Annotated in this window: 9 protein-coding genes; 2 read left to right on the top strand and 7 right to left on the bottom strand. The window is 27.2% G+C overall.

All coding sequences use genetic code 11. The features are described from left to right. Positions 1-370 (bottom strand): cysteine peptidase family C39 domain-containing protein (locus tag ABDZ71_RS06260; protein ID WP_343759931.1); only part of this gene is annotated, 370 nt, incomplete at its 3' end. Between the two features lie 891 nt (positions 371-1,261). Here ABDZ71_RS06260 and ABDZ71_RS06255 point away from each other — a divergent pair. After that, a complete protein-coding gene (locus tag ABDZ71_RS06255) occupies positions 1,262-1,480 on the top strand; it encodes a helix-turn-helix transcriptional regulator (protein ID WP_343759930.1) in 219 nt (72 codons plus the stop codon). A gap of 18 nt (positions 1,481-1,498) precedes the next feature. Further along, positions 1,499-1,951: a peptide deformylase gene (gene def / locus ABDZ71_RS06250; protein WP_343759928.1), complete on the top strand. Its 453-nt coding sequence runs from the start codon at positions 1,499-1,501 to the stop codon at positions 1,949-1,951. A 198-nt stretch (positions 1,952-2,149) separates the two neighbouring features. On the opposite strand, the gene ABDZ71_RS06245 is transcribed toward def, so the two are convergent. The 6 genes from ABDZ71_RS06245 to ABDZ71_RS06220 all read right to left on the bottom strand — a co-directional run bounded on the left by ABDZ71_RS06245 (position 2,150) and on the right by ABDZ71_RS06220 (position 12,200). Continuing rightward, a complete protein-coding gene (locus ABDZ71_RS06245) occupies positions 2,150-2,800 on the bottom strand; it encodes a (Fe-S)-binding protein (protein WP_343759926.1) in 651 nt (216 codons plus the stop codon). A gap of 262 nt (positions 2,801-3,062) precedes the next feature. Then, positions 3,063-4,388 (bottom strand): 6-phospho-alpha-glucosidase, encoded by a 1,326-nt coding sequence (locus tag ABDZ71_RS06240; protein WP_343759924.1) that lies wholly within the window; start codon positions 4,386-4,388, stop codon positions 3,063-3,065. Positions 4,389-4,849: 461 nt separating this feature from the next. Further along, positions 4,850-6,427 carry a PTS transporter subunit EIIC gene (locus tag ABDZ71_RS06235; RefSeq protein WP_343759922.1) on the bottom strand — a complete coding sequence of 526 codons (1,578 nt, stop codon included), beginning with the start codon at positions 6,425-6,427 and terminating at the stop codon, positions 4,850-4,852. A 359-nt stretch (positions 6,428-6,786) separates the two neighbouring features. Continuing rightward, complete coding sequence (gene amyS, locus ABDZ71_RS06230) at positions 6,787-8,325, bottom strand: alpha-amylase (RefSeq protein WP_343759919.1); 1,539 nt, start codon at positions 8,323-8,325, stop codon at positions 6,787-6,789. Positions 8,326-8,674: 349 nt separating this feature from the next. Beyond that, positions 8,675-10,417, bottom strand: a complete 1,743-nt coding sequence (locus tag ABDZ71_RS06225; protein ID WP_343759917.1) for an ABC transporter ATP-binding protein — start codon at positions 10,415-10,417, stop codon at positions 8,675-8,677. Beyond that, complete coding sequence (locus ABDZ71_RS06220) at positions 10,410-12,200, bottom strand: ABC transporter ATP-binding protein (protein WP_343759915.1); 1,791 nt, start codon at positions 12,198-12,200, stop codon at positions 10,410-10,412. The genes ABDZ71_RS06225 and ABDZ71_RS06220 overlap by 8 nt, the downstream gene beginning before the upstream one ends. Positions 12,201-12,213: the final 13 nt, after the last annotated feature.

Below are 12,213 nucleotides of genomic sequence, written 5' to 3'. Positions count from 1 at the left end.
TATTCTTTATAAGTATTATTTTCCCACTCCACATACTTAAAAAGTTTTCTTTTGAAATTTCTGAAATCTTTTGATGCTCTAAATCAAAATAAAGTACCTTCTCTTCACCTACAGCAGTTACTATAGTATATTTTTTGTCCTTAGTTTCTATAAGACAGGCTGAAGAAATATCTTTTAACTCATCATACTGAAACTCTACAGCTTTTGCTTTTAATCCTACTTTTTTAGAAATTAAGAGAATATCTTTTTCTCCTACATCTTTACCTTCAAGAGCAAAATCATGATCTAGTTGATCTTCTGTTAAAGGTACATGATTAATTCTAGCTATAAAAATAAAATTAGTTAGTGATTCTCTTATGTTTTTATCCATTATCTTCTCCTTTGTTTTACTTTTAAAATATTTTGAAAACCAAACCATTTTAGATAAAGTCATTTATTGATTACCAAAGCAATAATAAAATAGCTTTGATTATCAAAGTATTTATTTTAAATTTAAGTTAATATATATGAAATAAAAATTTTCCCTAATATTAACTTAAAACTATGTTTTTTATAGATTATTGATGATTAATTTTTAATTTATAAAAGTTAATCATTCATTAAAATCTTGTTATATTTCAAAAAAACATGGAAACAAATTTTGCAATTATTTTTTTATAATATTTCATTTTTTGTATATTCAGTATATATTATAGAATTATAAGATTCATTATATAACTGTATAAAAGTTTTTATATACCTTTTAAGTTTTTTTCTTGTTAATAATTTTATCATATTTTGTTCACATATAATGTTAACTATATGTTAAATATGAAATTTAAACCATAAATTCCTCTTAGGGTAATCTTACTAACATATTTGAGATTATTTATTCCTATATAAAATATAATTTTAAATATCTGTTAATAAAAAGTTCATATTTAAAATTTTCTGAATTTTAAATGTACTTAAATAAATTTACTTATATTAAATTTATAATTTAATATATTTAAGACTATTTATCATTATTAATTATTATTTTTAAATAATAATTAAGTTTAAAAATAAACTATTTTTTCTGAAATCACTAATCATTCAAAATTTTACATCAATATTTATATTCAATTTCATTTTTTCAAAATTTTAAGTACTCATTTTAATATAAATCCAATATAAAATAACACTAAAAAATATCTACAATATAAAAATAATGTAGCTTGACTTTAAAATAATATATTGTTATATTTAAAATGTAAGGTTAACCTTACAAAGGTGGTTTTATATGAAAAATAAATTAAAAAAATTACGAGAATCTCTTGGTTTAACACAAAAGCAGTTAGGAGAACTTGTTGGTGTATCAAGACAAGCAATAAATTCTATTGAAACTGAAAAATTCGAACCATCAATATGGCTTGCTTATGATATTAGCAAGATTTTCCATAGAACTATTGAAGAAGTTTTTCTTTTTGAAGAAAGCAATAGAAAGTCAAGATCAAAATAAAGTAGAGGTGTTATTCAAATGGCAGTAAGAACAATTAGAATATCTGGCGATGAAGTATTAAGGAAAAAATGTCTACCTGTAGGCGTAGTAGATGATAACATAAGAAAACTTTTAAATGACATGGCAGAAACCTTACATTCCACTGAAAATGGTGCTGCATTAGCTGGTCCTCAAGTTGGTATATTAAGAAGATTAGTTGTAATTGATATGGGAACTGGAATTATGAAACTAGTGAATCCAAAAATAATCAAAAAAGAAGGAACTCAAACTGTTATTGAAGGATGCTTGAGTATACCAGATGTTTGGGGAAAACTAGAAAGGCCCTCTAAAGTTACAATTGAAGCCTTAAATGAAAATGGCGAAAAAATGACTTTAACAGGAACAAAGTCTTTAGCTAAATGCTTCTGTCACGAAATTGATCATTTAGATGGTATTCTTTTTACTGATTTAGTTACTGAATATATAGACTAAAAACCTACATAAAGAATCTTATAAATAACAAACTAATAACTAAAGTTAAATAATAAATAGATTACTTATAAAAGTAGATAGATTTGTTCTAACCTAAATCTATCTACTTATTTTTGTTATAATTTATCGGTAATTACTACCTTATAAATAATAATAGAAATACATATAAGAAATTTACAAGTTACTAACCTATAATACTTAATGTTTATCTATAAAGTTTTGTAATTCATTATGCCAATCATTAGGTTCAAAGGTTCCTATTTCTGTTTTCTCATTAAATAATAGGTCAACTATATAGCGAGGTTTTTTCCCTCCTATATATATTGACTTAATACAAGAAACACAATAAACTACTACATCTTCACAGGGCATTTCATCCGCTCTTTTTTTCATTTTTTCTTTTACTTTATCTATAGGCAAAACTCCATAAAAACTATCACCGCAACATATAGCTTTAGTTCTAGTATTCTTTGGCTCTATTATTTTTATGTTCATTTTTTTTAATAATTTTCTTATAGCAATATGTACTCTTTCTTCACTGCGTGTAGGACATGCATCATGAATTGACATCTCCATTCCCTTATAATCAGGAAAATTAAATGTTTCACTTTCCGCTAAAATCTCCCATAATGATATAGTTGATATTCCTTTATAAAGTTCTCTATATCTTTTGTCACATCCTGGACATGTATTAATTACTTTTACACCCTTTTGTAAGTTAGGGTTATGTCTACAACAAACTAAATGCTTTTTCATTGGTGCATCTTTACTTAAAAAGTCTAATATTTTATTTCCAAGCAATGGTTTATAAATCATAAGTGCACATCCCGGTGCATAAATCTTTTTCATTAAAATCCCCCTTTAACTTTTCAATTTAAAAGTATACAACAACAATTATACATATAAATTTTTCTAAACTCCATTATTTATTTTTTTATTATGGAATATGCTTTCAAAATACGTATTCTATACAAATTATTTATTCTTTTTAAAAGATGACTTTAACATAAATAAAATGTACCTATCAATATAAATTTTTTATATTAATAGGTACATTCTTTTAATTTCTGTTAAAACTTCAAAACTTAATATTATTTATATTACTAAATTGTTATTTCAATTCTGGCCAGTATTCTTTATTAGCTTCTATTAAATCATCTAATATTTGTTTAGCAACTGATGCACTTGGTACTGTTTTTGAAAGTGTTAATGCTTGCCATAATTTTTGATAAGATTTTTCTGCCCAAGCTTCAACAACTAATTTTTCTACTGAAACTTGTTGTTCCATTAATCCTTTTTGGAATTGAGGTATTTTTCCTATAGTTAATTGTTCTGGACCTGCACTTCCAACAATGCATGGTATTTCAACCATTCCTGTAGAATCAAAATTTTCTATTGAACCATTATTTTCTACAATTAAAAGCATTCTTTCATGTGTATTAAATGCTATTGCAGTTGCAAGATCAACTATATATGATGCATGTTCTTCTGTGTGTAATTTGCAACCTTCTATTGAATTATTTTCTATAACTTTTCTGCATTCTCCAAATACAAATTTTTCTCTGCCATCCATTACTTCATTTGCTCTAGTATAGTTTTTATCACTATGTTTAACTACATAATCTTGGTATAGGTAATATTTCAAATAAGTACTTGGAAGCGTGTCTGGATCTAATGCATATACATCTTTAGCTTTTCCAAAAGTTGCATACCAACTTGCTTCTGTCTCACCTTTTTTATCTTCTTCAGTTAAATATCCATTTTTTGAAACATGTTCTTTAAGTTTTGGCATTAAATCATTTCCATTTTTATCATGGATAGATGTCCACCATCCAAAATGATTCAATCCATAATATCTTACACTCATTTCTTTTCTTGATTTTAATCCTAATATTTCTGCCATACGTGTTTCTATTCCAACTGGCATATCACAAATATTTAATATTTTTGAATTAGGTCTTAACTTTCTAGTAGCTTCTGCAACTATAGCTGCTGGATTTGAATAGTTCAGCATCCATGCATTAGGAGAATATTTTTCCATATAATCTAATATCTCTATAACTCCACCAATTGATCTCATGCCATATGCTATTCCACCTGGTCCACAAGTTTCTTGTCCTAATACTCCATATTTTAACGGTATCTTTTCATCTTTTTCACGCATTGCATATTTACCAACTCTTATATGTGCCATTACAAAATCTATATCTGAAAAAGCTTCTTCTGGATCTATTGTTGCTAAAAACTCAATTTCTGGTGCTTTTTCTCTTAATATAATCTTGCATGCTTTAGCAACTATATTTTGTCTATCTTTATCATTATCATAAAATTTTATTTTTCTAATTGGGAATCTATCTTGATTTTCTAAAAGCATTAAAACTATTCCTGGAGTAAATGTACTTCCTCCACCTGCTATTGTTATTGAAAATTTTTTCATATTAATTCCTTCTTTCTTTTGATTTTTTTGTTTATATTTTTTTACTTATTTTCATTTATTTTACTAATAATAGCATACTAACTTATAAACAATACTTCACTCACATTTATATTTTTATCATCATTTTTGTAAATTTAAATTAGCATCTTATAAATTAAAATTTAACCCATAAATCTATGATACAATATTTATTTTTATTATATTTAGCACAATACATTGGTAAAGCGTTATTTAAAAACAAGTTATTAAAAATCCTCAAAGAATCTCTTAAATAAAATTTTACGTTTATATTTTTATTTAAATTTGTTTCTTCCTTTACTAGTACTGTACCACGTTTACAGTAAAATTTTAATACTTTTTTGGCATTAAATAACATGTTAAAAAAAGTGATAACCTGTTACAAATTTATATATTATATTAAATATTTAAAATTATCATTATTTATTCCATGGCAGATGATATTACTCTTCTTGGTCAATTTTATTTAAATATTTATCTACTTTATTTCTTATATTGCTAACTTTAGGTCCATATATAACTTGAATATTTTCTCCATTTTTAATCACACCTGATGAACCTGTATCTTTAAGAGATTCTTCATCTACTTTTTCAGTATCTATAACTTTAACTCTTAATCTGGAAAAACAGTTATTAACAGTTTCTATATTCTTAGGACCTCCAAGACCATCTACAATTAAAGAAGCTATATCCAATGTATTTTTATCCTCTAAATTTTTAGATTTTTTATTTTTATAATCTTTTTTACTATATAATTTAACCTTATCTTCTTCTCTACCTGGAGTTTTAAAATTAAATTTTTTAATTAAGAATTTAAATACAAAATAATAAACTACTAATTGTACTGCACCTACTGCTATAAAAATTGGCCATTTAGTTCTTCCTATTCCTGCAGGAAGATTATAAGCTAAGAAATCTATAAGACCACCTGCTGCATAAGTTCTTCCTCCTAATGCAACTAATATAACCTCAAATATTCCATCTAGGGCTGAATGAACAAACCATAATACTGGTGCTACAAATAAAAATGTAAATTCCAGTGGTTCTGTAATCCCAACTAAAACTGATGTTACTGTTGCTGGAACTAAAAGAGCTTTTACCTTTTCTTTGTTTTTTGGTTTAGCTGTTTTATAAAATGCTAATGCTACACCTACAAGTCCAAACATCTTAACCATACCATATTGAAGATATTTTGCTGATATATCAAATACTTGTATTGATGGATCTGCTAGTTGAGCTAAAAATATATTATATGCTCCAAAATAAGTTTTACCATTCACCATTAATTCTCCACCAATGTTTGAATAAGAAAAAGGAGTCCATATTAAATGATGTAATCCTGTTGGTATTAATACTCTATTTAAAAATCCATATACAAATACTCCAAAATAACCTGCTACATTTATAAAATTAGTTAAAGCTTTAATTCCTATTGCAATAACAGGCCATACATAACTAAATAATATTGAAAGTATTAATAAAACTGGTACTAAAACTATAAAAGCAAATTTTGTATTACCATAAAAAGATAATGCTCCTTTAAACTCTTTATTACAATATTTATTATGAAAGACTGCAACTATTACTCCTAATATTAATCCTAGAAATACTCCCATATCTACTACTTGAAATCCTAATATTACCGTTTGTCCTGTACCATATAAATCAGAAGGTACTTTATATTTTACTAACCTTCCTGTAATATTTAACCATTGATTATTTGCTCCAAGATACACTAAAAAAGAAAACAAACCTAGTAGTGCTGCTTCTGCCTTTTTTTCCTTTGCCATCCCCATAGCAATACCTACACAAAAGATTATTCCTAAGTTATTCATTATTGGCCAAAGACCACTTGAAATAAAATTCCCTAGGTTTATTAAAAACTGATTTCCCCCTACAATAGCAGGATTGCTAAGTATTGAAGATAACGCAATTATTATACCTACAATTGGTAAAAACAGTACTGGAAAAATTATAGCTTTTGCAAAAATTTGCATTCCATTAACTATCTTTTCTTTCATACAACCACCCCTATTAAATTATTAAAAATCTTACTACCCTTTTATGTTTACCTTTACATTATCTTATGTTAATACCTTAACACGTTTACATGGAAAATTTAATAGTTTTTTACCATTAAATAACATGTTAACCAAACTCATAACCTGTTACTAAATATAATAAAATATGATAAAAATAACATAAAAAATAGATACCACAAAATTTTATGTTTTGTGGCACCCTATTTTACTTTTTAGCTAAAATTATTTAATTAAAATTTATACTAGACTATTAAATTTAAATCAAAATAAGCTATACAAACTTATTTAAATTAAATTTTTTATAATAATAACTATCATTTAAATTAATCAATAACTTATTATTCTTGTACCCAAATTGAATAGGAACCTCCATTAACTTTAAATTCTCCCCATCCATCAGAATTTATTTTAACTTTATCACTTCTGTTACCTGTATAATCATAGAATGTTTTACCTTTAAAATGTTTACCAACATACATCCATTTAGAACCACCAGGTCCATCTGTAATTAAAGATGCTAAACCTGATTTTTCATGTTCACGATCTCCTTCTCTTGTCCATCCAACTATATCTTGATTATCAAAATAATCATGTTGAACACCGTAAGCAAATTTTTTTCTTGCTGCTAGTATAGGATCCAACCTATCTTTCATAGCTGGTACTTTTTCACCATCTTCATTAGGATTAGTACCATAATAATCTCCATAAAATACACAAGGATATCCTTGTTCACGAGTTAGTATAAAAGTATAAGCTAACTGTTTAAACCATGGTTTAACATAAGAGTGTAATGATTGTCCCGGAACTGTATCATGGTTATCTACAAAGGTAACTGATTTAGTAGGGTCTTCTGATGTTAAAGTATTATTGTTTAAATTTCTCATGTCATAATTTCCACCACTTTTAGAAGCACTATAAAATTTATAGTGTAGAGGAACATCAAAAAGAGACATTGTTCTATTTGTTTTATTTATATAATTATGAAGTTTACCTAAATCACCACTAAAATATTCTCCTACTGAAAATAATTCTTTTCCAGTTTTATTTCTTTGATAATTTAACCAATCAGTATAAAAATCAAATTTAATATGCTTTACTGCATCTAATCTATATCCATCTAAATCTAAAGTATTTGTAAACCAAAGGCCCCATTTTTTTAATTCATTTACCACTTCAGGATGATCCATATCTAAATCTGCACCCATAAGATAATCATAATTTCCTCTTTCAGTATCTACTTCCCAATCAAAAGCTTTTCCTATACCACGGAATTTATAAATTATTTTACCATCGTTTTTATCTATACCATCAAAATGATACCAATGCCATTTAAAATCTGAATACTTATTTTTTCTTCCTTCAAAATTAAAACCAGTCTCAGCCTCAATTGTTTTATCATCTGAAAATTCTCTATTACGATTATAAGGATCAACTTGTACAGCTTTAACTTTTTCATTAAAATCTGCACCCATTTTGTGATTTAATACTACATCTCCATAAACCTGTAATCCAGCATTATGAGCTGATTTTATAGCTTTTTGTAGTTCTTCTTTAGTTCCATATTTAGTTCTAACTGTCCCCTTTTGATTAAACTCTCCTAAATCATATAAATCGTATACACCATATCCAACATCCTTATAATCTTGTCCTTTATATGAAGGTGGTATCCATAAAGCTGTAATTCCTGCTTTACTTAATTTTTCAGAGTTTTTATTCATTTCGTTCCACAAGGTACCATCATCATCTAAATACCACTCAAAATATTGCATCATAGTTCCATTATCTGATGCAAAAGCTTTACTATTGATACAAACAATATTCATAATTAAAAAAAGTAAAGTTAAAAATATACATATTTTGTTTTTATGCTTTATCATCGATCCTACATCCCCCTTATATTCTTTAGGTCTTAGTTAGCAAAATAACATATTTAATATTAACACAAATCGTTTTATCACCTCCTTAACAGATAGCAAACGTTTGCACTTTTCTATATTATACATTATATTCATATTTTTGTCATTAGTAACCACTTTTTTAGTTAAAATTTTATCAATTCATTCTAAATATATATAGTAATAATAAAAAATCGGTAACTTTAATAAATAGTGGTCTTATTTGTTAAAGTTATCGATTCTTATAAAAATCTAGACATATGGAATAAATAATAAGTTAATCTGTACTAAATTAAATATAACTACTTAATTTTCTTAATAACTCTATCTATTACAATGACCAATCCATACTTTTAGATTGAAGGTTCACCATATGTCTATATAAACTATCTTTTTTTAGTAATTCTTTAGGATTACCTTGTTCTTTTACAAAACCTTCAGCTAAAACAACAACTTTATCTGCATTTTCAACTGTTCTCATACGGTGTGCAACTACAAGAACAGTTTTATTTTTAATTAATTCAGATAAGGCACTTTGAATTTTTGTTTCATTTTCAACATCTAAAGAAGCTGTAGCTTCATCTAATAAAATAATTGGGGAATCTTTTAATAAAGCTCTTGCAATAGAAATTCTTTGACGTTCTCCACCAGAAAGTGTTGATCCGTTTTCTCCTATTAAAGTTTCATATCCCTTTGGCATATTAGAAACAAAATCATCACACATAGCAAGCTTTGCAGCTTCTAAAACTTCTTTATCACTAGCCTCTCTTCTTCCTAGTCTTATATTTTCCATTACAGTTTCATTAAATAAAGTAACATCTTGAAAAACAATAGTATAGTTTTTCAACAATGCTTCTGGTTCTATTTTTGTAATATCTTCTCCTCCAAGGGTTATACTTCCTTTATTTACATCCCAAAACCTAGCAGCAAGCTTTGCAGCAGTACTTTTTCCACTACCAGATGGGCCTATAAGTGCAGTTACTTCTCCTTGCTTTGCTGTAAAAGAAATGTCTTTTAAAACTGTTTCTTCATCATTGTAAGAAAAACCAACATTATTAAAATCAATATTATATCCCTTTAGTTTGTAATCTTTTTTACCACCTTGCACCTTATAATTTTCTATTTCTTTCATTCTTTTAATTGGCATCTCCACGTTAAAAATTTCAGCAATATTAGAAAGATTACCAGAAAGAGGATCATATAGCCTTGATGCTGTAATCAAAAACACAAGATAGGTAAGTAAATCCGTTTGCTGTTTTATTAAAAGTGAACTTCCTACAAGAACAACTGTTGCAAGGCCTAACCTTAATATAGCTTGTGCGCTAGTTACTATTGCTCCCATTGTAAGCTCAGATTTTATTTGTGCTTTTTCTGAATCATCAAGCTTTTTATCTAACCCTTTAATATAAGATTTTTCAATATGATATGCTTTTATATCTTGAATATTTTCAAGGCATTCTTGTATACCATCAGCACAAACATATTTAGATTTATAATGTTTTTCTTTTGACCTTTGTTGTATATGCTTACAAAGAAAAATCATTATAAATGATACTGGAACAACCCAAAGAACTGCAAGTCCCATACGCCAATCCATTATTAATAAGGCAATAACTATAACTGTAGTAGATATAATAGCACCAAATAGCTGTGGAATAGCATGAGAAAAAGCATGCTCCAATGTTGCACAATCACCCATAATTATATTTGTTAAATCTGATAAATCTCTCATACCAAAGAATGACAATGGAAGTTCCCTTAACTTTTCAGCTAAACTAATTCTTCTTGTTGCACTTTCCTTATAGGTTGAAAGATATATATTAGAATATTGAAGATGATGGAAAATACACATTATAACTACAGCTACTACTATAAGACCTATATATTTTATTGTGTTTGGGGTAGTAGCTTCTTTCCCAAGAAGTGGTCTTAATAATTCATCTAACATAAGAATAAAAAGTCCTACAGGAATCATCATGCTAAGATTTACAAGTGCACTATAAATACTACCTTTTATAAGATCTTTTGTTCCTTGATCACTTAATGCAAATTTATTTTTAATATAACTAAACATTAGCTTTCTCCTTTCCAACTTTCCATGAAATAGATGTTTGATATTCTTGCCACATTTTTTTATATACTCCATCTTGCCTTATAAGACTCTCATGGTCTCCGTTTTCTATAATATTTCCATCCTTTATAACAAAAATTGAATCAACATCTTTTATAGAAGAAAGCCTGTGAGCAATCATTAAAACTGTCTTATTTTTAACTAAAGATTCAAAGGCTTTTTGTATTTGGTATTCATTTTCAGGATCTGCAAAAGCTGTTGCCTCATCTAATATAATTATTGGAACATCTTTTAAAATAGCTCTAGCTAAGGATATTCTTTGTTGTTCTCCTCCAGAGAGATAAACCCCTTCTGTACCTATAACTGTATCTATACCTTGAGGCATTTTTTCTATTATGTCATCACACTGTGCTAAATGAGCTGCTTTTAATACTTCTTCTCTTGTAGCCTTTGGATTTGCTATTTTAATGTTTTCTAATAAGCTTGTTTTAAATAATCTACTATTTTGAAATACAAAAGCAATTTTATTCATTAAATCTTTTTCCGTAAAATCTTTCACGTTAACTCCACCAATTTCAATACTACCATCATCTACATCCCAAAATCTTGCTAAAAGACTTGCTAGTGTACTTTTTCCTCCTCCTGAAGGCCCTACTAATGCAAAAGTCTTTCCTTCTGGAATAGTAAAGCTCACATTATCTATTACAGATTTATCAGTCTCAGGATAGGTAAAACTAACATTTTTAAATATAATGTCATTTTTATTTGTTTTATTCTCTTTGCTAGTTTTAACAAGACTCTTTGCTTCTAATATTTCATCAATCCTATTTAAAGATTCTTTTGCGGACATAACATTTTCGCTAGAAAACATAATTTTAGTCATCATAACTACAGCAAGTGGTGAAAATAACATATAAAAAATTAAGTCTAGTAAAAATGCACTATAATTTGATGCATTTGCTATGAAAAGTAGTCCAATTGGTATTAAAAGTAGTGATGGAAGGTTTATTGTGATTGTAAATCCAATCAATGGAACACGGCAATTTATAGCATACTCAGAAGCAAAATCACTATATCCTTTAATGGATTTATAAAAATTTTTAAAAGAATACACTGTTTGTTGAAAAACTTTAACTACAGGAATTCCTCTAACATATTCTACAGCGGATCCATTCATATCTTCTAAGGAATCCATATACTTTTCCATAAATTTAGCATTATTACCGCCCATCATTTGTTTTAAAAAAAGCAAACTTAAAAATAATGGTATTAAACAAACAAATCCTAAACGCCAGTCAAAAACAAATAATATAATAATTATAGCAATTGGCATTACAACAACTCCGGATATATCAGGTAGTTGATGGGCTAAAAAACCATGAGTTAAGCTTGCGTTATCATCAATTACTTTTCTAAGTTTTCCACTAGTATTTTGTGTAAAAAAACCTAAGGGAAGCGTAACAATTTTGTGCATTGCTTCTTTTCTCATGTTTTTTTCAACACGAAAAGCTGCTAAATGAGAACACATTAGACTTCCAAAATAAAGCGCTATACTTAAAACTGAAAATCCAACTGCCATCCAGCCATATTTTATACTTTCTGTAGCCTTAGTAACATCTGGAAGTACATTAAAAATATCTTTTACAATAAACCATATACAAACAAATGGGAATAAAGATAAAACTGCACTTATTCCAGACAATACCGTTGCAAGTATAATTAAAACTTTATACTTACCTGCAAATCTTAGTAACTTTGAAAGAGTTGATTTTTTCTTTGACTCCATTTTATAATTCACC

The organism is Clostridium oceanicum (assembly GCF_039521385.1).
Taxonomy (GTDB): Bacteria; Bacillota; Clostridia; order Clostridiales; family Clostridiaceae; genus Clostridium_F; species Clostridium_F oceanicum.
Note: the sequence above shows the minus strand (reverse complement) of the source record. Positions and strands in the feature narration are given on the sequence as shown.

Coding starts and splice junctions, on each gene's coding strand:
- ABDZ71_RS06225 (WP_343759917.1), bottom strand. CDS start 10,417: ATGTTTAGTTATATTAAAAATAAATTTGCATTAAGTGATCAAGGAACA.
- ABDZ71_RS06235 (WP_343759922.1), bottom strand. CDS start 6,427: ATGAAAGAAAAGATAGTTAATGGAATGCAAATTTTTGCAAAAGCTATA.
- def (WP_343759928.1), top strand. CDS start 1,499: ATGGCAGTAAGAACAATTAGAATATCTGGCGATGAAGTATTAAGGAAA.
- ABDZ71_RS06255 (WP_343759930.1), top strand. CDS start 1,262: ATGAAAAATAAATTAAAAAAATTACGAGAATCTCTTGGTTTAACACAA.
- amyS (WP_343759919.1), bottom strand. CDS start 8,325: ATGATAAAGCATAAAAACAAAATATGTATATTTTTAACTTTACTTTTT.
- ABDZ71_RS06240 (WP_343759924.1), bottom strand. CDS start 4,388: ATGAAAAAATTTTCAATAACAATAGCAGGTGGAGGAAGTACATTTACT.
- ABDZ71_RS06220 (WP_343759915.1), bottom strand. CDS start 12,200: ATGGAGTCAAAGAAAAAATCAACTCTTTCAAAGTTACTAAGATTTGCA.
- ABDZ71_RS06245 (WP_343759926.1), bottom strand. CDS start 2,800: ATGAAAAAGATTTATGCACCGGGATGTGCACTTATGATTTATAAACCA.